The 23,070-nt window shown below is 73.4% G+C and carries 24 protein-coding genes; 15 read left to right on the top strand and 9 right to left on the bottom strand.

Going from position 1 to position 23,070, the window contains the following annotated elements:
• The first annotated feature begins 82 nt into the window (after positions 1-82).
• From AB0F15_RS11275 to AB0F15_RS11265, 3 genes are all read left to right on the top strand, one after another.
• Complete coding sequence (locus tag AB0F15_RS11275; RefSeq protein ID WP_360268738.1) at positions 83-403, top strand: helix-turn-helix domain-containing protein; 321 nt, start codon at positions 83-85, stop codon at positions 401-403.
• Complete coding sequence (locus AB0F15_RS11270; protein ID WP_360268736.1) at positions 301-588, top strand: hypothetical protein; 288 nt, start codon at positions 301-303, stop codon at positions 586-588. Before AB0F15_RS11275 ends, AB0F15_RS11270 begins: the two co-directional genes overlap by 103 nt.
• Positions 589-700: 112 nt before the next feature.
• On the top strand, positions 701-1,573 hold the full coding sequence (locus tag AB0F15_RS11265; protein ID WP_360268733.1) for a trypsin-like serine protease: 873 nt from the start codon (positions 701-703) through the stop codon (positions 1,571-1,573).
• Between the two features lie 12 nt (positions 1,574-1,585).
• On the opposite strand, the gene AB0F15_RS11260 is transcribed toward AB0F15_RS11265, so the two are convergent.
• Complete coding sequence (locus AB0F15_RS11260) at positions 1,586-2,221, bottom strand: TetR/AcrR family transcriptional regulator (protein ID WP_360268730.1); 636 nt, start codon at positions 2,219-2,221, stop codon at positions 1,586-1,588.
• Positions 2,222-2,314: 93 nt separating this feature from the next.
• Here AB0F15_RS11260 and AB0F15_RS11255 point away from each other — a divergent pair, with 93 nt between their 5' ends.
• A complete protein-coding gene (locus tag AB0F15_RS11255; RefSeq protein WP_360268727.1) occupies positions 2,315-2,923 on the top strand; it encodes an SRPBCC family protein in 609 nt (202 codons plus the stop codon).
• A gap of 29 nt (positions 2,924-2,952) precedes the next feature.
• Positions 2,953-3,276, top strand: coding sequence for a hypothetical protein (locus AB0F15_RS11250; RefSeq protein WP_360268724.1), 324 nt, complete (start codon positions 2,953-2,955; stop codon positions 3,274-3,276).
• On the opposite strand, the gene AB0F15_RS11245 is transcribed toward AB0F15_RS11250, so the two are convergent.
• Positions 3,257-4,009, bottom strand: a complete 753-nt coding sequence (locus AB0F15_RS11245) for a ZIP family zinc transporter (protein ID WP_360268721.1) — start codon at positions 4,007-4,009, stop codon at positions 3,257-3,259. The genes AB0F15_RS11250 and AB0F15_RS11245 overlap by 20 nt on opposite strands.
• A gap of 230 nt (positions 4,010-4,239) precedes the next feature.
• On the opposite strand from AB0F15_RS11245, the gene AB0F15_RS11240 reads away from it, so the two are divergent.
• Positions 4,240-4,362, top strand: coding sequence for a hypothetical protein (locus AB0F15_RS11240; RefSeq protein ID WP_255410490.1), 123 nt, complete (start codon positions 4,240-4,242; stop codon positions 4,360-4,362).
• Positions 4,363-4,432: 70 nt separating this feature from the next.
• Here AB0F15_RS11240 and AB0F15_RS11235 read toward each other — a convergent pair whose 3' ends face one another.
• Positions 4,433-4,609, bottom strand: coding sequence for a hypothetical protein (locus AB0F15_RS11235; protein WP_360268719.1), 177 nt, complete (start codon positions 4,607-4,609; stop codon positions 4,433-4,435).
• 8 nt (positions 4,610-4,617) lie between these two features.
• Positions 4,618-5,463 carry a phytanoyl-CoA dioxygenase family protein gene (locus AB0F15_RS11230; protein ID WP_360268716.1) on the bottom strand — a complete coding sequence of 282 codons (846 nt, stop codon included), beginning with the start codon at positions 5,461-5,463 and terminating at the stop codon, positions 4,618-4,620.
• Positions 5,464-5,544: 81 nt separating this feature from the next.
• Between AB0F15_RS11230 and AB0F15_RS11225 the strand changes: the two genes are divergently transcribed.
• The 8 genes from AB0F15_RS11225 to AB0F15_RS11190 all read left to right on the top strand — a co-directional run bounded on the left by AB0F15_RS11225 (position 5,545) and on the right by AB0F15_RS11190 (position 16,398).
• Entirely contained in the window at positions 5,545-6,540 is a 996-nt protein-coding gene (locus AB0F15_RS11225; RefSeq protein ID WP_360268714.1) for a LacI family DNA-binding transcriptional regulator, read from the top strand.
• A 130-nt stretch (positions 6,541-6,670) separates the two neighbouring features.
• Complete coding sequence (locus AB0F15_RS11220; protein ID WP_360268711.1) at positions 6,671-7,225, top strand: DUF2231 domain-containing protein; 555 nt, start codon at positions 6,671-6,673, stop codon at positions 7,223-7,225.
• Positions 7,226-7,495: 270 nt separating this feature from the next.
• Positions 7,496-9,793 (top strand): LuxR C-terminal-related transcriptional regulator, encoded by a 2,298-nt coding sequence (locus AB0F15_RS11215; protein ID WP_360268708.1) that lies wholly within the window; start codon positions 7,496-7,498, stop codon positions 9,791-9,793.
• 569 nt (positions 9,794-10,362) lie between these two features.
• A complete protein-coding gene (locus AB0F15_RS11210) occupies positions 10,363-10,785 on the top strand; it encodes an STAS domain-containing protein (RefSeq protein ID WP_360268706.1) in 423 nt (140 codons plus the stop codon).
• A gap of 128 nt (positions 10,786-10,913) precedes the next feature.
• A complete protein-coding gene (locus tag AB0F15_RS11205; protein ID WP_360268703.1) occupies positions 10,914-12,068 on the top strand; it encodes a glycosyl hydrolase in 1,155 nt (384 codons plus the stop codon).
• 176 nt (positions 12,069-12,244) lie between these two features.
• Positions 12,245-12,799 (top strand): family 20 glycosylhydrolase, encoded by a 555-nt coding sequence (locus AB0F15_RS11200; RefSeq protein ID WP_360268700.1) that lies wholly within the window; start codon positions 12,245-12,247, stop codon positions 12,797-12,799.
• A gap of 131 nt (positions 12,800-12,930) precedes the next feature.
• Positions 12,931-13,719, top strand: a complete 789-nt coding sequence (locus AB0F15_RS11195; protein ID WP_360268698.1) for a GntR family transcriptional regulator — start codon at positions 12,931-12,933, stop codon at positions 13,717-13,719.
• Between the two features lie 285 nt (positions 13,720-14,004).
• Positions 14,005-16,398 carry a hypothetical protein gene (locus tag AB0F15_RS11190; protein WP_360268695.1) on the top strand — a complete coding sequence of 798 codons (2,394 nt, stop codon included), beginning with the start codon at positions 14,005-14,007 and terminating at the stop codon, positions 16,396-16,398.
• A 41-nt stretch (positions 16,399-16,439) separates the two neighbouring features.
• Here AB0F15_RS11190 and AB0F15_RS11185 read toward each other — a convergent pair whose 3' ends face one another.
• Genes AB0F15_RS11185 through AB0F15_RS11170 form a run of 4 tightly spaced genes read right to left on the bottom strand, consistent with a single transcriptional unit; the run spans position 16,440 to position 20,868 of the window.
• Positions 16,440-17,210 carry an MHYT domain-containing protein gene (locus AB0F15_RS11185; protein ID WP_360268692.1) on the bottom strand — a complete coding sequence of 257 codons (771 nt, stop codon included), beginning with the start codon at positions 17,208-17,210 and terminating at the stop codon, positions 16,440-16,442.
• Between the two features lie 12 nt (positions 17,211-17,222).
• Positions 17,223-17,615 (bottom strand): DUF742 domain-containing protein, encoded by a 393-nt coding sequence (locus AB0F15_RS11180; RefSeq protein WP_360268690.1) that lies wholly within the window; start codon positions 17,613-17,615, stop codon positions 17,223-17,225.
• On the bottom strand, positions 17,612-18,112 hold the full coding sequence (locus AB0F15_RS11175; RefSeq protein WP_360268687.1) for a roadblock/LC7 domain-containing protein: 501 nt from the start codon (positions 18,110-18,112) through the stop codon (positions 17,612-17,614). The genes AB0F15_RS11180 and AB0F15_RS11175 overlap by 4 nt, the downstream gene beginning before the upstream one ends.
• Complete coding sequence (locus AB0F15_RS11170) at positions 18,109-20,868, bottom strand: ATP-binding protein (protein ID WP_360268684.1); 2,760 nt, start codon at positions 20,866-20,868, stop codon at positions 18,109-18,111. Before AB0F15_RS11170 ends, AB0F15_RS11175 begins: the two co-directional genes overlap by 4 nt.
• A 473-nt stretch (positions 20,869-21,341) precedes the next feature.
• Here AB0F15_RS11170 and AB0F15_RS11165 point away from each other — a divergent pair, with 473 nt between their 5' ends.
• Positions 21,342-22,598, top strand: coding sequence for a low temperature requirement protein A (locus tag AB0F15_RS11165; RefSeq protein ID WP_360268682.1), 1,257 nt, complete (start codon positions 21,342-21,344; stop codon positions 22,596-22,598).
• 4 nt (positions 22,599-22,602) lie between these two features.
• Here AB0F15_RS11165 and AB0F15_RS11160 read toward each other — a convergent pair whose 3' ends face one another.
• The gene (locus AB0F15_RS11160) at positions 22,603-23,052 is read right to left on the bottom strand and encodes a DUF6098 family protein (protein WP_360268679.1); all 450 of its coding nucleotides are present in this window, start codon (positions 23,050-23,052) and stop codon (positions 22,603-22,605) included.
• Between the last annotated feature and the right edge of the window lie 18 nt (positions 23,053-23,070).

The following is a 23,070-nucleotide window of genomic DNA, read 5'->3' as shown; positions in this document are numbered from 1 at the left end:
GCGGCCCGCCGGGACTCGGTGTGCGTCCCGGCGGGCCGTCCGTTACGGCCATGATCCGTAACGCACCGACAAGGCTGCACCCATGGCGGCAGCAGGCGAAGCGGCGAACGAAAAGGCCCGTCCGCGGCCCGGTGGCCGTCCCCGCGACGCCGCGCTCGACGAAGCGATCATCCTGGCGACGCGCGAGCGCCTGGTCCGCGACGGCTACTCGCTCATGACCATCGGCGACATCGCGGCGGAAGCCAAGGTCAGCCGCCCGACGCTGTACCGGCGGTGGCGCACCAAGTTCGAGCTGGTCTCATGGGCAACTTCGCCGGCGAAGCGATCCGCACGCCCGAGCTGCTCGGCATCCTCCGGGAGCACGCCGTCGAACCGCGGGTCACGCTGGTCGAGAACGTCCTGACGCAGCTGCAGGACAGCGGTGCGGTCCAGGACGGCATCGACAAGCACACGATCGCGACGCTCTGCTTCGGCAGCTACTTCGCCGCCTTCCACCGGGGCGAGAGCCGGGACGCCATCCCGGAAGCGGTCGTGTCGGTGCTGTGGCCGGCGATCGCCGCGGAGAAGCCGGGCCGCCGGCGCCGGTGACCTTCCCCGGCGACCGGGACTTTCGCCGCGCTGACCAGCGCGGACGCGTCCAGGCGCCGATGACCGGCGTCAGCACGCAACCAATCCGGGCTTTCACCCGTGCATTAATAGTGTGAGGACCTCTTCGGAACGACGACGACGGCTCTTCCGGTTGCGGGCGATGGGGGTGGCGGTGCTGGCCGGAGCCGGTCTCGCGTTCGCCCACGCCGCGACCGGGGCCACCGTCGCGGGACCCGTCATGGCCGCGGCGGCCGGCGGGCACAGCCTGCCCGACCCCGCGGCCCCGGCCCTGGCACCGGTGACCACGTCCGCGCGGCCGGCGCCCACCCCGATCCTGCCGTTCAACGCGAAGCTGACGTCCGACGACATCCCCGTGCCGGGCGGCGGCGTGCGCAACGGCGCCTGCAGCGGCGCGCTGGTCGCGCCGCAGTGGATCGTCACCGCCGGGCACTGCTTCCACGACCTGAAGGACAACCGGATCGGCGGGCGGCCGCCGTACACGATGACGGTGACCGTCGGACGGCTGAAGGACACCGATCCCGGCGGGTACACGACCGAGGTCGTCGACGTCCGGCAGTCGCCGGTGAACGACCTGGCGGTGGCGAAGCTCGCGGGCCCGATCGGCGACATCGTCCCGGTGGCGCTGGCTTCGGCCCGGCCCCCGATCGGGAAGCAGCTCCAGTTCGCCGGCTGGGGTTCGCACTCGGCGACCGTGCTCGGGCCGTCCGACCACCTCAAACGCGGGCGGTTCCGGGTCTCGGGCATCGGCCAGGCGACCCTGGAAGCCCAGCCGGTCGGCACGCGCACGGTGGAGAACGGCCCGTGCCCCGAGGACTCGGGCGGCCCGTTCTTCGTCTCGGACGACGACCGGACCGGGACCCTGGTGGCCATCGTCAACACCGGGCCGCCGTGCCCGCAGCCCGGCGCCGAGACGATCGCGCGGGTGGACGTCGTGGCGGACTGGATCCGCGAACAGACCGGCTGACCCGGCCGGGTCTCACCGCCTCCGCAGGGCAGCCAGTTCTTCGGCGATCAGCAGGTCCGGGTCGAATTTCATGCCGCCGAAGTGCCCGGCCAGCTCGAGCGAGAGCACGCCGTGCAGGCGGGTCCAGAAGGACAGGGCCCGGTGCAGGGCCGCGGCCGGCGCGGGATGGCCGTCGGCCCACTCGCGGTGCGCCTCGAGGTGCACGTCGAACGGAGTCGGCGGCTCGTCATCCGGCTCCTCGGCACAGGCGTCGATCAGCACGGCCATGATCTCGCCCGAGATCGCGGTGGTGTCGCCCGGTGCGTGGTAGCCGGGCACGGGCGTGCCGTAGACGAGGAAGTACCGCTGGGGGTCGCTGCGGGCCCAGTCGCGGATGGCGTCCGCCAGCCCGGGCAGCCCGGCCCCGGCGCCGCGGGCGGCCCGGACGGAGTCGGCGAGGCTGCGGTAGGCGTCGCGGATGAGCGCGGTGATCAGCTCATCACGGCCGGCGAAGTACCGGTACAGCGCCGGGCCGCTCATGCCCACCTGCTTGGCGATCGCGTTGAGCGAAAGCGCGGGCACCCCGGCCGCGGCGATCTGTTCCCACGCGTGGCGCTTGATCTCCTCGCGCACCTGGGCTCGATAGCGCTCCCGCGGGCTCTCACTCATGGTTAGAAGGTATCACGTTTCCTATTGACACTCACAGCAGCGTTGTTATACCTTCTAACTATCACAACAAGCAGTAACCACGAGGAGGACACCTTGACCCCCACCCGGCTGCGTTCCGCACTGCTCGCGGTTTCCCTCACCGCGGGCCTCCTCGGCACCGCCACCCCGGCCGGCGCCACCCCGGCGCCGTCGCTGACCTGCCAGGGCGTGGGCGTCGACCCCGGCCCGATCCACTACCGCACCGAGACACTGATCAAGGCGCCACCCGGCGCGGTCTGGCAGCTGCACACCGACGTGGCGGGCTGGCCCGCGTGGCAGCAGGCCGTCACCAGCGCGAGCCGGCTCGACCCCGGGCCGCTGCGGCCGGGCTCGCGGTTCCGCTGGACCACACCGGCGCCGCCGACGCCCACGACGCCCGGGACCACCCTCGCGATCACTTCGACGGTCGAGCAGAGCCGGCCCGGCCGGTGCGTCCGCTGGACCGGGCCGGCGATCGGCGACGGGCTGCGCATCGACCGCGGGGTGCACGTCTGGACCTTCACCCCAGTGCCGGCCGGCGTGTTCGTCCGCACCGAGGAGAGCTGGCGCGGCGAGCAGATCGAGACCGACCCCGCTACCGCCAACCGCTACCTGGCCGCCGGCCTCGACGCCTGGGTGGCCGCCCTCAAGACCACCGCCGAAGCCCGCTCGTGCGACCGCTGAACCACCCGAACCGATCCGAGGAGAAGACGATGACCCTCACCGCCCCGCACCCGCACCGCACCTCGACAGCCTTGGTCGTCGCGGCCTGGAGCGTCCCGGTCATGGTGGCCGGCCAGTTCGCCCTGCTGGCCGGCGTGCCCATCGTCGTCATGCTGGTCAGCACCCTGCGCCGGCGCGCACACCGCCGGTGGGCCGTCGCCCTCACCGCGGTGTACGCCGCCGCGCTGGTGCTGTGGCGGGCCGGGCCCGACAGCGCGCCGAGCCTGTCGAAGTCCCTGAGCCCCGCCGCCACCGCGCTCTTCGCCGCGGCCGGCGTCGTGGTCGCGGTCGCGGTCAGCCGGCGTGCTCGATGACGAACGCCGTCAGGAAGCCGATGGTGGCGAGCAGGCCGGTGTAGAGCTCGGTGCGTTCGAACGCCTCGGGGATCATGGTGTCGGCGATCATGGCGAGGATCGCCCCGGCGGCCACCGCCGTGATCGCGGCGACGGTCGCGGGGGACGCCGTCCGCAGCAGGAGGTTCCCGAAGAGGGCCGCGGCCCCGCTGGCGACCGCGATGCCGCTCCAGACGCCGAAGACGTACCGGGCACTGCGTCCGGCGGCCTTCATGCCGGCGGCGCTGGACAGGCCCTCCGGGACGTTCGAGATGAACACCGCCGCGAGCACGGTGACCCCGATCCCCCCGCCGCCGAGCAGGGAAACGCCGAGCACCACCGATTCCGGAATCCCGTCGAGCAGTGCGCCGACCGCGATGGCCGCCCCGCTGCCCGCGGTGTCCTGTTCGGACGGTTGCTGGTCGCCGGAACGCTTGCGGTGCCGGGCACCCCGGCGCGCGAGGAGCACGTTGATCGCGACGTACACGACGGCGCCGCCGAGGAAGCCGCCCGCGGTCGGCCCGAGCCCGCCCGACCGCTGCGCCTCGTCGACGAGGTCGAAGGCCAGCGCGGAGATCAGCACGCCGGCCCCGAAGGCCATGATCCCGGCCACCACCCGCCGGGACACCCGCACCCACCACGCGACGGCGGCGCCGAGCACCAGCGCCACCCCGCCGACGAGGCCCCACAGCCCCGCCTCCACCCATTGCGGCACGAGAGCCACCTTCCGCAGACACCGAGATCATCGATGAGGGGACTACCCACTACCGCCGGTGCGGACACCACGCCTTGTCGTCCGGGTGGCCCCGGTCGCACACCGGGCCACCCGCGCGGCCGGGGTTCGGGGGTCGGGCTCGGCCCGAACGGCGGTGTGGCGCGCGTCACGGAATGCCCGGTGGTCCCGGGCGCTACAACGAGGAGAACGTTCGTCCACAAGGGAGGGCCATGTCCGCCACCACCACTCCGGAAGAGTCCGTCGCCGTGCCCGAGCTGGAGGACTTCGACTTCCCGCTCACCGACGGTGCCGCCTGCCGCATCGACGACCCGGACTGCGAAGCCTGCCAGTGAAATCAGGCTCCGGCCACGGCGCGGTCCGCGCGTGGCCGGAGCCTGAAGGCTGTGGGGCGCTCAAGGGGCGCTAAAGGTGCATGGCCAGCCACAACGCCATCCAGGCGACGCACGCCAGCGCACCACCGACCCCGAAGGCGAGCAGCACCCGGCGCAGCCCCGCGACGACCCCGGCCCGGCCTGACATTTCGGTGATTCCCGCTTCGACCATGGTCTGGAAGTGCCCGCCTCCGGCACCGCCAAACATCGGGCTCCTCACGACTCGCCCATCACCAGGCCCTCGATCGTGTGCTTCTGGGTGATGGGCGACAGGACGTCGACGACCGGGCAGTGCAGGTGCGCGCGCAGCGATTCCGGGAGTGCCGCCCAGAACTCCCGGGTCACCGCGGTGTCGTGCCGGGCGTCGTTGCCGGCCCCCGGCGCGTCGAGGCCCAGCACCAGGACCGGGCGGGCCTTGGCCGAGTGGTTGGCGGTGCCGCGGTGGACCGTCAGCGCCGAGCGGATCGAGATGTCGCCCATGGCGGGGAACTTGCGCTTCGCGAGCTCGCGGTAGCGCGGATAGGCCGCTCGCGGCGGGAACATGCCGTGGTCGAAGGCGCCGCCGTCGTCCCAGTGCGTGCCGGGCGCGATCTCGAACGGCCCCATGTCCGGCTCCGTGTCGACGGCGGTCACGTTCACGGCCAGCGACGTCAGCTTGCGGTCGCGCGCGGTTTCGGCGGGCATCGGGAAGTCCCGGTGCCACGGCTGGTCGACCGCGCCGGCGAGCGGGACGTCGAAACCCACCTCGACGATCCGGTACTCCGGCCCCAGCACCGCCTCGGCGACGGCCGTGATCCACGGGTGGCCGGCCAGGTCGGCGAAGCCGCGCAGCTGTTCCGGGTGGATCTCGACGTAGAAGCGGTTCGGGCCGCGGCCGACGGCGCCGCCCGGCCGGGCGCGAGCCTCCGCGAACGCCGTGTCGATGTCTTCGCCGAGCTGCCGGACCCACTCGCGGGGGAACGCCCGGGGCAGGCCGACGATGCCGTCGGAGTACAGGCGATCGGTGAGCGCCGCGAGTTCGGCCGCGGGCAGCGGGGCGGGGACGGTCTGGTGCGCGGTCATCCTGGCCTCCTGAAGGGCACGACGGCGTGGCAGCTCAGTTTGCAACGTGGCATGCCACGTTGCAAGAGGTACGCTGCGCCGGTGAACCCGAAACTGCGTGACGTGGCCGAGCACGCCGGCGTGTCGGTGCGCACGGTGTCCAACGTGGTCAACGGGTTCCGCTACGTGGCCCCGGCGACCCGGGAGCGCGTGCAGGCGAGCATCGACGCACTCGGCTACCGGCCCAACCTGGCCGCCCGCACGCTGCGGCGTGGCCGGACCGGGCTGGTGGCACTGGTGATCCCGGAAATCGACTCGCCGTACTTCGCCGAGCTCGCCGCCCGGACCGTGCGCATCGCCGGCACCCGGGGCCTGACGGTGCTCATCGACCAGACCGACGGCGACGCCGAGCGGGAAACCGAACTGCTGCACGGCCGGCGCAGCCAGCTCGTCGACGGCGTCCTGTTCAGCCCGTGGGCAGTGGCGCCCGCGGAGCTGGCCGCACGCACCGACACCGTCCCGCTGGTGCTGCTCGGCGAGCACGACGGCACCGCCGGCGTCGACCACGTCGCCATCGACAACGTCGCGGCCGCCCGCGAGGCCACCCGGCACCTGCTGGCTTCGGGGCGCCGTCGCGTCGCGGCGCTGGGCATCCAGCCGAGTTCGCTGAACGCGACCGCGCGCCAGCGCCTCGCCGGGTACCGGCAGGCGCTGGCCGAGGCGGGCCTGCCGGCCGACCCGGAGCTCGAAGTGCCGGTGCGGCGCCTGCACCGGGCCGACGGCCACCGGGCGATGCTGCGGCTGCTGGAGCTGGACCGGCCCCCCGACGCCGTCTTCTGCTTCACCGACGAGCTGGCGCTGGGCGCGGTGCGGGCCGCCGCCGACCGCGGCGTCGCCGTGCCGGAATCCCTGGCCCTGGTCGGGTTCGACGACATCGAAGACGGCCGGTACAGCGTGCCGGCCCTCACCACGGTGTCCCCCGACAAGGACCGCATCGCCGAACTCGCCCTCGACCGCCTGGCGCGGCAGGCGGTCGACCCGGAACCACCGCGGTCCATCGTCGCGCCGCACCACCTGGAAGTGCGCGAGACGAGCTGAGCGCGGCGGCGGCCGCCGCTGCTACGCAGAGCGTTGCCCCGGACGTTCACGACAGCGCCCACCATCGCCCTTCACCGTCGCCATCTCCGGGCGGCGGTTGGACCGCGGCCGGCGGGGTAGCCGGGACGGCATGCAGAGAGCCCATCGTGATGAGGACCCGGCCCCGCCGCACCGCGCGTTGACGGCCGTCGAAGAGGCGGGGGTGCTCGACGCTCCGGCCACCGCGCTCGCGCACCGGCTGCGCGGCGCGGCGGCGAGCGTGCCCGGCCGGGTGCTGCGCGGCCGCTGGCTGGGCCACCCGCTGCACCCGCTCGTGGTCACCGTGCCGATCGGCGCGTGGGTGTGCTCGGCGCTGTTCGACCTGCTGCCCGGCCAGGAGGAGGCGGCCCGCCGGCTGGTCGCCACCGGCCTCGCGGCCGCGCCGGTGGCGGTGGTCCTGGGGCTGTTCGACTACGCCGACCTCGACGAGCGGCAACGCCGCGTCGGGCTGGCCCACGCCGCGGGCAACACGGTGGCGATCGCCCTCTTCGGCGCGTCCTACGCCGCCCGCGGCCGGGGCCGGGTGGCCCGCGGCCGGATCCTGGGCGCGCTCGGCCTGGCCGTGACGAGCGCCGGCGGCGCGCTCGGCGGGCACCTGGCCTACGCACAGGGCGCCGGGTTCTTCCGCTGGCAGCGGGCGCGATGAGCGGCTACCTGGCCAGCTGACTGCGGGACCAGCCGGCCCTCGACGTCACCTGGCGAGAGCCGGCCCGCCGCGCCCGCGACCGCGTCGCCGAGGACGTGCGGCGGCTCGAGGTCCGGCCGAACCCGGCGAAGGTCGCCGCGGCGGTTGCCGCCGAACGCGGCGAGGAGGCTTTCCGCTCCTGACCACGGCTCGATGCGGTGGTCGCCGGGTTCGTGAGTGTCGACTGCCGCGGCGCTGCTCAGCACGGCGGCCCGGACCTACACTCTCCGCATGGGTGCCCGTTCCCGCCGAAGCGCCGGAAATCTGCCGGCGGAGCTGACCAGCTTCGTCGGCAGGCGGCATGAGCTCGGCGAAGCGAAACGCCTGCTCACCACGGCCAGGCTGGTCACGCTGACCGGCGCGGGCGGCGTCGGCAAGACGCGGCTGGCGCTCCGGATCGCCGCCGACGTGCGCCGGGCGTTCCCGGACGGCGTGTGGCTGGTCGAGCTCGCCGACCTGGGCGATCCGCACCTGGTGCCGATCACCGTGGCGACGGTGTTCGGCCTGCGCGGCACCAGCGACCAGGCCACCGGGCTCGCCGAGCACCTCGAAGACAAGCAGCTGCTCCTGGTGCTGGACAACTGCGAACACGTCGCGAACGAGTGCGCGATGCTGGTCGCGAAACTGCTCGCGGTCTCCGGCGGTCTCCGGGTACTGGCCACCAGCCGGCACACGCTGCACGTGGAGGGCGAGCACATCCTGCCCGTCGAGCCGCTGCCCATCCCGCCTGCCGACGACCCCGGCGCCGGCCCGGTCGAGGCGGTCACGCTCTTCACCGACCGGGCGGCCGCGGTCTCCCCCGGCTTCGAGCTCACGCCGGACAACCGGGCGACGGTGGTCCGGATCTGCCGTCGGCTGGAGGGTATCCCGCTGGCCATCGAGCTGGCCGCCGTCCGCCTCCGCGTGCTCTCGGCCGACCAGCTCCTCGAGCGGCTCGACGACCGGCTCGGCCTGCTCGCTTCGCGCCCGCTCGCCGCCCAGCCCCGCCGGCGCACCCTCGAGGCGGCGATCGACTGGAGCTTCGAGCTGTGCACACCGGGCGAACAGCGCCTGTGGGCGCAGGCGTCGGTGTTTCCCGGCGGGTTCGACCTCGACGCCGCCGAGCAGGTCTGCGCGTCCGGGGAGGCCGACAGCGGCAGCGCGCTGGACGTCGTCACGGGGCTGGTGGACAAGTCGGTCCTCAGCCGCCGGAACGGCACCTTCGGGCGGCACGCCTGGTACCGCATGCTGGAGGCCGTCCGCGACTACGGCGGTGCCAAGCTGGCCGCGGAGGGCGACGAGGCAGGCGTCCGGGCTCGGCAGGCCGAGTACTACGTGGACCTCGCGCGGCGCTACCGGGCCGAGGGGTTCGGCTCGCGGCAGTCGGAGTGGCTCGGCCGCCTCCGGCGCGAGCACGCCAATCTCCGGACTGTGCTGGACCACTGCCTGTCCGCCCCCGGACGAGCGAGCCAGGCGCTGGACATCGCGGCTTCGCTGTGGAACTTCTGGTACGGCGGCGGCCTCGTGCCGGAGGGGTGCGGCTACCTGCGGCGCGGGCTCGATCTGTGCGGTGACCGCACGCTGACCCGGGCCCGGGCGTTGTACGCGATGGCGTTCCTCGCGATCCAGACCGGCGCGCCGCACGCCGAACTGCTGGCGGAGCTGGCCGAACTCGCCGAAGAGTTCGACGACGAACGGCTCCGGGCGGGCCACGCGGAGTGCGCCGGCATGGCCACGTTCTTCACCGGCGATCTGACCGGCGGTGCCGAACTGCTCGAGCGGGCCTTGGCCGGGTACCGCACGGCCGGTGACGCGCTGCTGGTGTTCGACACGCTGATCCTGCTCGCCGCCGCGCGCTTCTTCCTCGGCGATCCGCGCGGCGCGGCCGCCGCGGAGGAGGCGCTCGCCCTGGCCGACCGGCACGAGGCACGCTGGTCCCGTGGCTACGCGTTGTGGGCGGTCGCGATCCACCGCTGGCGGGCGGGCGCGCCCCGGGAGGCAGCGGATCTGCTGCACGAGGCCATCGCCCTGCGGCTGCCCGACCGCACGCTGCTCGCGTTCCTCGTCGAGGCCCGGGCGTGGTGCCATTCCGCCGAAGGGGCGCACGACCGGGTGGCCCGCTTGCTCGGGGGCGCCGGCGCGGTCTGGCGGCTCAGCGGCGCACGTGTCGGCGAAATGAGTCCCTACCAGGGCGTTGACGAGCAGTGCGCCGCGCTGGCCCGCAAGGCACTCGGCGACGAGCCATTCGACGCGGCCTTCGCCGAGGCGGCGGCCTTGGGCCTCGACGAGATCATCCGGTACGCGCTGCGTGAGAAGCCCGCTGCGGAAGCGGCCGGCAAGGCAGCCGAGCCCGGCGGGCTGACCCGGCGGCAGCGGGAGATCGCCGAGCTGGTGGCGCGGGGCATGAGCAACAAGGAGATCGCGGCCACCCTCGTCCTCAGCGGACGGACCGTGGAGGGGCACGTCGAGAACATCCTGGTGCGGCTCGGTCTCACCTCACGCACCCAGGTGGCGTCGTGGCTGGTGGGGCAACCCGGGCGGCCCGCGTAGCCATCCGGGTAGTTTCCCCGGTGCCCGACGGCGGCATCCGGACGATCCTTTCTCCCACGACCGCATACCGCGTGGAGGAGGAGGACGAGGTGTCCATCGATTCGGCGCCACAGACCTGTCCCGCCTGCCGGCGGCCGACGGTCCTCGTGTCCCACGCCTGGGGACGCCAATGGGTGCACGTCGGCACCTGGCGTCCGCAGTGCGGTGTCCCGTCCTGGGCGGCGCAACCAGGGGAAAGCCGACCCCGGCCGGTGCCCGACCCCGCCGCGTAGGCCACTCGAACCAGCCGGGTCGCAGTCACCACTTCGCGTGGCCCGGCCGAGCGTGGTGGGGCCGGGCGATCCCCTCCCCCCAAGATCCCCCGGTCCCACCACGCTCACTCCATTTCTTCGCCACGCGGCCCGGTCCGCCACGCAGCTCCTTTTCCGGAAACCCGCCGCCGCGTTCCCGGGCTCGGCTTCGAAGCCGAAACCCGTTGTGACGCGCGGGAACCGGTCCTAAACTGGAGAACTGCGATTCAACCTCGAGCCCTCCCCTGTCACCGCTTCGCGGGAGGGTGGTTCGCGACCATGCCTTCGGCCGATCGCCCGCTTCCGGGCCGGCTGATCGTGTCGCGGTCCCACGGCGACCCCGCCGTCGTCTCGCTGGACGGCGAACTCGACAGCCGAACCGTGCTGATCATGGCGCGTGCCGTCGCGCAGAGCGTGGCGCAGGATCCCGTGCCCGAAGTCGTCGTGCTCGACCTCGCCGGGCTCACCGCGCTGACCGCCGCCGGGCTGCGGGTCGTGCTGCACGCCCGCGATCACGTCGCCCGCTGCGGGAGCACGCTGCGGATCACCACGCCCCGGCACCCGGGTCCGCGCCGGACGCTGCAGTCGTCACGGCCGTACGCCACCTTCGACGTCTACGCCGATCGCCGGGCCGCTCTCAACGCGGGTGACCGGCGCTCGTTCCTGGAGTTCGTCCACCGGATGTGGGCGCCCGGCGACTGAGCCCTGTTTACCAAAGGTAACTTCTGCCGCCTCCTTGACTTTACCAATGGTCACGAGGAAGGTACTGGCCACCTGATTCGTCTAGACCAATCGGCGCTCCCCGGTACAGCACCCCCAGGAGGCGACCCATGTCCCGCACCACCCGGACCACCACAGCAGCCTTGACGAGCATCGCGATCGCGGCCGCGACGGCTCTGATCCTGTCCGGCGGCGCCGACGCCAGTGCGGCGCCCACGGCGGCGGCCGGCTGCGGCGTGCTCTTCGACGACTTCCACTACACCGCACCGACCGACGCGGCGTTCGGCAGTGCCGGCTGGACCACGCGCAACGACGTCGGCAGTCCCGGCGTCCCCGGCGCGCGGTGGCTCACCGGCAACATCACCTTCCCGTCGGTGAACGGCGAGCGCGTCGCCCAGCTCGCCGCGACCACGGACGGCAGCGCGGCCGGCACGACCCACGCGGAGCTGTACCAGAACCAGTTGCGGTTCTTCGAAGGCACGTACGCCAGCCGCGTCCGCTTCACCGACGCGCCGGACAGCGGGCCCGACGGCGACCACGTCAACGAAACCTACTTCACGATTTCCCCGCTGCGCCACGACCGCGACCCGCTCTACAGCGAGCTCGACTTTTCCGAGTACCTGCCCAACGGCGGCTGGGGCGGCTCGACGGCGAACTACCAGACCAGCTGGTACACCTACTGGAACAACCCGACGTGGGACGGGCTGCGCACGTCCACCGCGCAGAACCGCAGCTTCGCCGGCTGGCACGACGTCGTCACCCAGGTTTCCGGCGGGCACGTGAAGTACTACATCGACGGCGTGCTCACCGCGGACCACACGACCGACGCCCAGGGCAACCCGGTGTACCCGCGCACGCCGATGTCGATCAACTACAACATGTGGTTCATCGACACCGCCGGGCACACGAGCGGCACCAGCGCCTACACCGAGCAGGTGGACTGGACGTACTACGCGGGCAACCAGGTCGTCTCGCCCGCCGACGCCGTCGCGAAGGCCGGGCAGTACCGGTCCGGCGGAACGTCCCATGTGGACACCGTCGGCGGCTGCACGTCCCCGACGACCCCGCCGCCGACCACGCCCACCACCCCGACGACGTCTTCTCAGCCCGCCGACTGCTCGACGGCGCCGGAATGGGACTGGGGCACGGTGTACCTCGGCGGGCAGCGGGTGCAGCACACCGCCCACCTCTGGCAGGCGAACTGGTGGACCCAGGGCTCCGAACCCGGGCTCACCGCCCAGTGGGCCGACCTCGGCCACTGCTGAACCGTTGCGCCGCGGCCCGTCCCCCAGCGGGCCGCGGCCCGCCGCCTTCCCAGGAGTTCCCGCACCCTCGCCACCGCACTGGCCGTCGCCGCCGTCGCCGCCGTGACCGCCACCAGCCCGGCCGCCCGGGACCGCGCCGCGCGGCCCGGGCTGCGCACCACCGCCGAACTCCACCCGTGGTTCCTCGGCGAGCTGCACCGCGTGTCGCCGGGCAAGCGGTGTGCTGGGACGAGACCGGCCACGCCGCGGGCCGGCTCCCCGCGGAGGTGGTGGTCACCGCCTGGCGCGACGCCGCCCACGGCGCGCTCGCCGTCGCCCGCGGCCACCAGGTCGTCATGGCGCCGCACACCGCGACCTACTTCGACTACCGGCAGAGCGAGGACCCCGGCGAGCCACCGCGCGGGCCCGTGACGACCCTGGAAGACGTCTACCGCTTCGACCCACTGGCGGGCGGGCTCCCGGTCGCCGCCGGTACCGGGCCGGGCGTCCTCGGCACCCAGGCCCAGCTGTGGACCGAGCACGCACCGACCCCCGGCCACGTGCGGTACCTGGCGTTCCCGCGGTTGTGCGCGCCGGCCGAGCGGGCGTGGTCGCCGCCGGGCCGCGGTTATGCTGACTTCCACCAGCGCCTGACCGGGCACCTCGACCGGCTCCGGGCGCTGCACGCCCTGCCGAAGGAGCGCATCCGGTTCGCCGGCGCGCTCGGAGTATCCGGGAAGACGGTGCCTTGACCGCTGCGCCATCCGGGGCCGCACCCCAGCCCGGGGGCTCCACCACCCGGAGCTCCCGCAAAGAAGCGGTGACATCCGGGGCTCCGCCCCAAGCCGGGGGCTCCGCCACCCGCAACCCCCACAAAGAAGCGGTGACATCCGGGGCTCCGCCCCAAGCCGGGGGCTCCGCCACCCGCAACCCCCGCAAAGAAGCGGACGAGCCGGCGGACCGGCCGCCCACCGTGAAGCGCGACCGGGTCCGGCGGCACCTGCTGAAGGTGATCGAGACCGCCGGCCCCGGCACCGGGCTGGCCTCCGAACGCGACCTGGCCGCGGAGCTGGGCGTCTCCCGCCCGACCGTGCGCGCGGCCATCGACGAGCTGACCCGCACCGGGCTGCTGGTGCGCCAGCGCGGCCGCGGTACGTTCACCAGCCCGGAGAAGGTCACCCAGGAACTGGCGACGGGACTCGCGGTGCCGCCGGCGGAAGGCCACTGGACCAGCCGGGTGGTCGCATTCGCCACCGCGCCGGCGGCGCGGTCCCTGGCCGCCGGGCTGGACCTCGAACCGGGGACGCCGGTGCTGCGCGTCACCCGGGTCCGGCACGTCGACGACGAACCGATCGCGATCGAACGCCTGGCGCTGCCCGCTTCCCTGGTCCCCGGGCTGCGGCCGGCGGACCTCGAAACGGGCAACTTCTACCGGTTGCTGCGGGACCGCTTCGGGATCGCCGTGCAGGACGCGGTGCAGACGATCGAGCCCGCGGTCACCGATCCGGACCAGGCCGAGCTGCTGGAAATCGCCGTGTACGCCCCGGTTCTGCACATCGAACGGCGCACCCGCGACACCACGGGCCGGATCGTCGAACTGACCCGGTCGGTCTACCGCGGCGACCGCTACCGCATCACGTCGAAACTCCGCTTCGACGACGAATCCGGTTAAATAGAGGACAATAGATCTTCATCGGCCCGAAATCGGGCGGATTGGGCGACCACGCGTTACCCGATCGAGTGACCCGCGCGCAGCATCCGGGTGACAGATGGCCATAAAACCCCTCGTCACACCAGATACCAATCAGCTTTCCCGGCCGGGAATTGCGCTGTTCGACTCGCCTTTTCGGCGCCCGGGTGAGAGCACTACAACACACTGCCGAGGCGGCATAGGATTTTCCCTCGGCCGGGAAAACGATTCCCGCGCTTTTCCGTCGAAAAGAATCGAGGACCATTCATGCGAAGACGCATGCTGGGGGCGCTGCTGCCCCTGGTGCTCGCCGCGGCCACGGCTGTCCCGTTGCCCGCGGCCGCCGACCCGGCGGCGGTCTCGGCGCTGACGAAGTCCGTGCAGGGCACCGGTTCGCCCGCCGCGCACGGCGCGACCGCGAACTGGGTCGTCGGCTACGAAGACCACGCCACCACGACCGGATCCGCGACCATCACCGACGCCGTCGGCGCGGGCCAGACCTACCAGCCCGGCTCGCTGCACGCGCCGCCCGGCTGGACGCCGGAGTGGTCGACCGACGGCAGCACGTTCGCCGGCAGCGAACCGGCCTCCGGGGTGACCGCCGTCCGCGCGGCGAACCCCATCGCCGGTCCCGACGCGACCCAGCTGTCCGGTGCCCTCACCCCGCCCGTGCAGGCGGTCACCACCGCCACCGGCGGTGACGGCTTCTCGCCGATCCTGTACCGCACGCCCAGTGGCGCGCTGCAGGCCTGGAACATCTACCACCACCTGGGGGCCACCTCGCCGAAGGTCGTCTGCACCGACCTCGCCACCGGCACGCGGTGCCCGGGCGGCCCGTGGCCGAAGGTGCTCAACACCGCACCCGGCCCGCTGGGCACGCTGGGGGCCGGGGACATCGCCACCACCATGGTCGAGCAGTACGTGCGCGACCCCGCGACGCCGGCGAAGGTCTACTACCCCGCCGTCACGGCGGCTTCCGTCGGCGTCGCGTGCCTCGACATGGCCGCCTCGGCCAACTGCGGGTACTGGGCGCTGGCCGCCACCGGCGGATCGCCCGCGGTGAACAGCATCACCGGGCTCGTGGAAACCGGCGGCAACCTGTACGGCCTGATCAGCAGCGGCGCGGTGGTCTGCTGGACCATTGCCACGCAGAGCGCCTGCGGCGGCCAGCCGTACGCGCCGATCGCACCTCCCATCAGCGGTAACCCGTACGTCTACGGCGCGCTGGACGTGGTGGCGGGCAAGGTGTTCGCGGCGTCGTCGAACCCCAACACCGGGCAGCAGCCGTCGCTGGGCTGTTTCGACCCGGCGACGGCCACGCCGTGCGCGAACTGGGCGTCCTGGCGGCCGACCGGACCGGCGGGGAACTTCACCTACAACGCCTACACGGCGTTCAGCACGGCCGGCGCCCCGATCGGGGTGTGCTCGTCGACGACCGGCGGCACCAACGTCACGACGTGCTACGCCCTCGACGGCTCGGCGCTGCCCGCACCGCCGGGCGCGGCCGCGCTGCCGAACGGGACGTACGTCTTCAACCCGGAGGTCGTCACCGACCCCGGCGGCCACGTGCGCAGCTACATCCCGGTCTGGAACGGCGGTATCGCCGGTGCGGCGCTGTGCCACGACTGGACGACGGGAGCGGCGTGCGCGGGGCTGCCCGCCCGGATCACCCACCCGTCGGTGAACGGCGGCGCCACGCGGGACTACGGCTACACGTACGACCCGCCGTCGGGCTGCCTGATCGGCCTCGGCGACGCGGGTGTGCTGTTCTCGATGGACCCGGCCACCGGCGCGACGCCGTGCGTCCGCTCCGGCGGGCAGGTGACGCTGAAACCCGGTGACTTCTACTGCGACGGAGGTTCGCACGTCCAGGGCTACACGGCGGCGCGGCTGACGGGCGTCGACCCGGCGAACGTCGACTTCGCGGCGTCCCGGGTGACGGTGGTCGACCAGGACGGCGCCGTGGTGCCGACACCGGGCTTCGCCCCGGACGGCTCGGTCGACCTGACCGGCGTCTCGGTGGCGGCGCATCCGTCGATCACCGTGACGACGGCGCTGGTCCTGCACAGCGCGGCGGGCTTCAGCGGCTCGCTGGTGGTCGACTTCGCGGGTGACGCACCGCAGCTGTGCTTCCGCACGACGCTCGCCACGGACTGCGCGGTGACGTCGGTGGCGAACACGGCCACCGGCACCGACACGACGGGCACGTTCTCGTCCAACACGGTGACGCTCCCGGTGGCCCCGGGCACGTCGTGCACCCCGAAGGTGACCGTGGAGAAGGAGATCTGCACGGCGGTCCACCCGGCCCAGTGCGGCCCGGGCGGCGCCGGACCTTGGGCGAAACAAGCCCCGGTGGGCCTGCTCGGGGTGCTGGCCGCTTCGGCGTACTGGCGGATCACGGTGACGAACCAGGGTCCGGTGGGGATCACGTCCGCGCAGGTGGTGGACACCGTGGAGCCGTCGTGCCAGACGGGTCCCTTCACGCTCCAGGCGGGCCAGACCAAGCAGGTGTACTGCGCGACGTACGCGTTGCTGAACCTGTTCCCGATCACCAACAAGGCGAAGGTGAGCTACATGCCGGTGAACGTCCCGCCGGGGACGCCGCCGTCCACAACGGACTGGTCGTCGGCCAAGGCGTGTTCGCTGCTGTGCGGTCAGTAGGGAGGTGAGATCGGCGGCCCGCGGTTTCCCGCGAGCCGCCGTCACGCCGGGACGGCGTCTGCCGTGACCGGCTCCGGCTCGGCAGCCTTCGGCGAAACCGCCGGCGCCAGCAGGACCGCGCACAGCGGCACCGCCATCGCGATCGCCGCCAGCACGAACACCGGGAACAGGAACGAGAACACCTCCGCGCCCGCCGGATCCGGGGCGTTCACGTCCATGGTCATCCGGACCGCCGCCATGCCGGTGTAGTGCATGCCCGTCACCGCCGCGCCCATCACGAAACCCGCGAGCAGCCGCAGCGAGAGCCGGTCGAGGAACACCGCGAACCACAGCGCCGCCGTCGCCGCGACCACCGCGATCACCACCGACAGTGCCACCAGGCCGCCCTGGTAGCCGAAGTCGCCCTTCACCCGCAGCGCCGACATTCCCGTGTAGTGCATGACGTTCACCGCCAGGCCGGTGAGCACACCGCCGGCGGCGAGGCGCCACCAGCCGAACTTCGCGCGGCCACCCACCACCACGAGCCCCGCGAACACCGCCGTCACCGAGAGGACCGCCGACAGGATCGTGCGGAAGATGTCGTAGCGGACGGGCATCCCGGGGGTGCTGAAGCCGAGCATCGCCACGAAGTGCATCAGCCAGATGCCGACGCCGCCGATCGAGATCGCCGCCAGCACCAGCCACCGCCTGCGGTGCCGGGGATCCGCCGCGTGGCGGGCCTGGACCGCGCACGCCAGCCCGAGCGCGCAGCCGACCACCGACGTCAGGTACGCGAGCACGAGCAGCCAGTGCCCCAGTGCGAAATGCTCCATGGCGAGTCCTCTCTACAGGTCGCGCAGCCCGTGCAGCACGCGTTCCATCAGGTCGTGGCGTTCGTCCCAGCTGGAGGTGTCCGACAGCGTGTCGCGGACGATCACCAGGTCGTTCTCCATCAGGTCCGACACGAGCACGCGGACCACGCCGAGCGGCAACGCCAGCAGCGCGGCGATCTCCATCAGCGACCGCGGCCGGACGCACAGCTCGCTGACCTCCGCCAGCGCGCTCGACGTCTGGTAGGCGGCTTCGGCCCGGCCCGCCGCCGTGGTCTCGACCAGCGCTTCGATGGCGATCTCCACCGACGGCGCCGTCCGGCCTTCCGTCCACGCGTAGGGGCGGGCGAGCGCCGGGCTGCGGCGCGGCTCGTCCCCGTACGGGGCGGACGGCGGGTCGTCGATCACCGGTGGTCCTGGGCCACCGGCATCTCGCGCGCGGGCACGTCGACCTTCTGCCCCACCCGCTCGACCAGCATGGTCATCTCGTAGCCGACCAGCCCGATGTCGCAGCCGGTCGAGGCGAGCACGACGAGGTTCGAGCCGTCGCCCACGCTCATCAGCAGCAGGAACCCCTGCTCCATCTCGATCACCGACTGCACCACCCGCCCGGCGGTGAACAGTTCCGCGGTGCCCAGCGACAGGCTGGACAGCCCGGCCGCGATCGCGGCGAGCTGATCGGCGCGCTCGCGGGGCAGGGCGTCGTCGGCGGCCACGAGCAGCCCGTCGGCCGAGACCAGCACGGCGTGCGCGATCCCGGAGACGTCCTGGACGAACCCGTTGACCAGCCAGTTGAGCGTCGCCGTCCGTTCGGGCGGCACGGCGGAACCGGGGACGGCCAGTGTCCCGCGGAGGGACCGGGCCGTCGGTTCGGCGCCCGGGCGCCGAGGGTGCAGTTCCGTCATCGCGGATCCACTTCGTCCTTTCCGGATTCTTCGGCGCGCGCCGCGGTTTCCTGCCGGGCAGCGCGCATGCCCTGGTAGTGACGGGAGAGGCTGCTGCGCACGGCGGCGGCGTCACGGAACGCCCCACCGGCCTGCGGCTCGCGCCCGCGCGGCACGACCGCACCGGGGGCGAGCTGGGCCCCGGGCCGCCGGGTCGGCAGACCGGCCTCGGTGAGCCGTTGCGCGGCGGCGGGCTTGAGAGCGCTTTCGGCGGCGTGCCGCATGCGGTCGGCCGGGGTGTCCCACTCGCCCACGACAGCGCTGCCGGGCCGGGCGGCGGGCTTTTCGGCCGGGGCGGGCCAGTCGTGGGTGTGGAGCGCGAAGTCGGCGGGCACCGCCGACGCGGTGAGGTGCTCGGCCGGGACGGTGTCGGGCCGAGCGATTTCGGCTCGAGCGCCGTCGGCTCGGGCGGCTCGGTGTGCGGCGGGGGTCTCGGCGCGGCCGGGCCAGCCCGCTGCTTCGGCGAGACCGGGCGAGTCCGCAGACTCGGCCGCGGCAGCTCGGTGCGCAACAGGCGCTTCGGCTCGCCCGGGCCGGCTCCCTTCGGCGAGACCGGCCGGATCCACCGCGGTGCCCTGGTGCGTCGCCGGGGTTTCCGTGGGCGAGCCGGGGTCCGGATCCGCCGGCTCCATCGGCTCGGCCCGCTCCCCCGCCGCCGGCCACTCCGCCGGTGCGCCGTTCCGGCGGGCCACCGGCTTCGCTGTCGGCTCGGTGAACCAGCTCGTCACGACCTGCTCGAAGATCGGCGTCGACGCCTGCGCCGGCACCACCGGGGGCCGGGGGTGACCGTTGCGGCTCGCGCCCGAGGGTGTCAGGCGGCCCGCGCCGATCGGGCGGGCCAGGTCCGCGAGCACCAGTGCGCCGGGGACGTGGACGCTCGCCGTCACTCCCGCGTGGCGCGCCGCCGTTCCGGTCGCGCGCAACCGGACCGTCACCCCGTGCAGCGCCGCGAGCCTGCCGACCACGAACAGCCCCATCCGGCGGGTCGTCTCCGGGCCGACCGTCCCGGCCGCCGCGAGGCGGTCGTTCACCGTCGTGAGCTCGGCCGGGGTCAGGCCCAGCCCCTGGTCGACGACCTCGATGAGCAGCCCGCCGTCGGCGCCGCGGTCGGCCGTCAGCGCCACCTTGTGCTCCGGCGGGGAGAACCGCGTCGCGTTCTCCAGCAGTTCGGCGAGGATGTGCACCACGTCCGCCGCCGCCTCGGACTGCACCGAGCTGCGCGGCGCGTTGCCCAGCGCCACCCGCCGGTAGTCCTTGACCTCCGACGTCGCCGCGCGCAGCAGGTCGCGCGTCGGCACCGGTTCGCGGCCGTGCCGGACCGGGCGGCCGCCCGCCAGGACGTGCAGGTTCTCGCCGTTGCGGCGGAGCCGGGTCGCGATGTGGTCGATCCGGAACAGCTCGTCGAGGCGGCGCGGGTCCTCTTCCCCCGCTTCGAGGTCCTCGATGATCGACAGCTGCTGCTCGACCAGCGACTGGCTCCGCCGCGACAGCGTCATGAACATTTCGCTGACCTGCTTGCGCAGTTCGGCCTGTTCGACGGCGAGCCGGACGGCCTGGCGGTGCATGTCGTCGAACGCGCGGGCCAGCTGCCCGATCTCCTCCTCCGTCCGGATACCGGAGCCGGGCACCGCGCGCCAGTCGACGTCGCGGCCCTCCCGGACCTGCCGGACGGTCTCCGGGAGCTGTTCGTTCGCCGCGCGCAGGGCGGCCGCGCGCAGCCGGCGCACCGGCGTGACCAGCGACCGCACCACCAGCAACGCGATCGCGAGCGCGCCGAGCAGCGAACCGAGGACCAGCGCCGTGTCGCGCAGCGAGTCCGCCCTGGCCCGGTCGGCCGCGCCCGAGACGTCGCCGGCCAGCTTCGCCGCGACGTTGTTCAGCACGGCCGTCACGCCGGTGGTCTCGGCGGCGATCGAGGGGGCGAACGACGCGAGCAGCGCGCCGCCGGTCCCGGACTCCTCCAGTGCGTCGATGCGGGCGTCGGCGGAGCTCGTCGCCGTCTTGAACCGGGCCAGGAGATCGCCCGTGAGCTGGTGTTCCGCCTGCTCGCCGAGCACCTCCTGCTCGGCGGCGGCCTGCACGACGGCCGGGCGCAGCGAAGCGTCGTCCGGGCTGTTCCGGGCCGCCCGCGCGTAGGTCTCCTCGGTGGCCAGCTCGGCCCGCAGGTGCACCAGCAGCCGGGCCGTTTCCGCGCCGGCCGCGGTTTCACCGCCGGCGTCGGCCGGGACGAACGCGGGCACGAGGTCGCCGAGGGTGGCGATGATGTCGTTGTAGCCGGCGGCTTTCGCGCGGACGTCGCCACCACCGGCACCGGCCGCGCGGATCCCGGCGAGCTTGCCCAGCGCGGTGTTCAGCGCCCGGCCGGTGTCGGCGGGCAGCGGCGAAAAGCCGGCGTCGCGCTGGATCGCGGCCACCTTCGCGTCGACGGCGGCGGTCAGCGTGTCCGGCGCGCCGGCCGGGACCGCGACCGCGGCGACCATCTCCTCGCCCAGTGACGCGGTCAGGTCGATCGTGTCGTGCAGCACCGGCAACCGGTCGCGGGCCGCACTGAGCGCGGTGGCCCGGTCGAGTTCGCCCTGGATCCGGATTTCCGCGAGCGCCACCGCGACCAGGACCGGCAGCAGGAGGACGACGCTGATCTTGGTGCGGACGCTCCAGTGCGCCGGCCACCACGCGGAGTCCGCCGGACGGCGGGGCGTGGATCTGCTTTCGTGCATGGCGGAACCGCTCGATTCCCAGCCGCGCGCACGGCTGACGTCGAACTCGGACAGGACGAGGGGGCCCCAGGGCCGACCACGGACGCCGGTGTGCGGACCGGAACCCGGCTCCCGGACCGGGGAAGGCGTGGCGTTGATCGAACCGACCAGCAGGCAACCCCACGCCCGGCACCCTTGTCAACCCTGTGCCGCGGCGTTTCGGAAGGCCGCGATCGAATTGATTCTGATTCGCACCGCCGGTTCACGCATAGTGTTCCCGCGGTCGCTGCTTGCACAACGTACAAGCGCGTTCACGCAGCTCCACGGGGCTACCGGCCGACGAAGGGGCCGCGCGTCGACCTGGCGGCAGAATTACCGACAGCAGTCACCGGACGAATTCGTGGCGAAGCCCGGCATTGTTCGAATGGTGTGTTATTAATTCCCACCTCGGCCGGGTGAGTGTCCCGGGCGCCGGGTGCGGCAGAATCCGCGCGGTGATCGATGTGGACGAAGACGCCGGTGCCGCGGCCGCGCGCGGCAAGCGGGTCGGCTGGGTGGAGCTGTACTTCGACCTCGTGTTCGTGTTCGCGGTGGGCCAGGTGTCGCACGGCATCGTGGCCGACCCGCACTGGGCGCGGATCGTCGCCGCACTCGGGCTCTTCGCCACGCTGTGGTGGACGTGGATCGGGTTCGCCGTGCTCTACAACCGCCGCGGGGACGACAGCCGCGCGGCCGACCGGCTGTTCGTGCTCGCCGGCACCATCCCGTGCGCCATCGCCGCCACCCAGATGCACCACGTCTTCGAAGGCCACGCCGCGATCTTCGCGGCGGCCATGGCCGCCGTCCGCGTGATCCTGGCGGCCGCCCACCGCTGGCCGGCCCGGCCCGGGCTGGACCAGCGCCGGATCAGCACGGGCTACGCGGCTTCGGCGGCCCTGTTCGCGGTCTCGGCCGTGCTCCCCACGAGCTGGTGGCTCTGGACGTTGGCACTGGTGCAGGAGGCCGGCTTCCTGCTGCTGGGCGGCCGGCGCCGGCCCCGCCGCGGTGAGCGGCGGGAGCGGCCGACGCGGGAGACGCGGCTGCGGGACCTGCTCGACCGGCCCCGCGACCCGAGCCTGGCGGTCGACTCCGCCCACCTCGCCGAACGCTTCGGGCTCTTCATGATCCTGCTGCTCGGCGAGCTGGTGATCACGATCGGCACCGCGGCGCTCGAACGCCCCGCCGACGACGTCGCCTACTGGTCGGCCACGACCGGCGGGCTGGTGCTCGCCGGCGCACTGTGGTGGATGTACTTCACCTCGGCCGCGGAGATCTACGAGCGCCTGCTCGGTCTCTCCGGCGGCAACCCCGGGCTGGCCTATTCGCTGTACGCCGGCGGCCACCTCGCGCCGGCCTTCGCGCTGCTGCTGATGGCGGCCGGGGTGGACCTCTCGCTGCACGAGCCCTCGCCGCCCGCGTCTGCGTGGCTCCTCACCGCGGGCCTGGCGATCTACATCGCCGGCACCCGGGTGTCCGCGGGTGCCTCCGCCCGCTGGTACCAGGGCGCGGCCCGGGTCGCGTCGCTCGTCGTGACGGTGAACCTCGCGTACCTGGGCCGGATCCTCCCGGCGCCCGCGGTGGTCGTGGTGGTCGCCGTCTGGGGGGTCGGCATGACCGCGGTCAGCACCGTCGTGCGGCGCCGGGACGTCGAGCGACTCGGCGACGACCCCCTGGCGTTCCTGCTGCGAGGCGGTGACGCGGCCGGGCGGTGAACGCTCAGCGCGGGCCGCGCCGGTCCAGCGGCCCCCACTCCCGGGAACCCTGCTCGTCCACCAGGCTGCGGGCTTCCCGCAACACCTCGTCCGCCACCCACGCCAGCGGCTCCACGTCCACGACCAGCGGCTCGTTGTCCGGCCCGCGGGCGATCTCGCGGCCGCGCAGCACCCACGGCCGCACGCCGGGGCCGCGCAGGTCCTGCAGGTGCTCGTAGTCGTAGAGGCGGCGCGCCAGCCACAGCCGCAGCGACCGGTCGTGCCACCACGGCTCCAGCCGCAGGGAATTCGCCGACAGCCCGGGCAGCGAAATCCCGGTCAGCCCGTCGCGGCTCGTGCGAGAATCCGCCAGGTCGATCTCCGGGCCGCGGGACCAGCGGACGTACAGGTCGTCGCCGCGGTCCGCTTCGAAGAGCCGGGTCAGCTCGGCCAGGTCCTTCACCGTGGGCAGCATGATCACGCGGTACCCGGG

Source organism: Amycolatopsis sp. NPDC026612 (genome assembly GCF_040638285.1).
GTDB lineage: Bacteria > Actinomycetota > Actinomycetes > Mycobacteriales > Pseudonocardiaceae > Amycolatopsis.
Note: the sequence above shows the minus strand (reverse complement) of the source record. Positions and strands in the feature narration are given on the sequence as shown.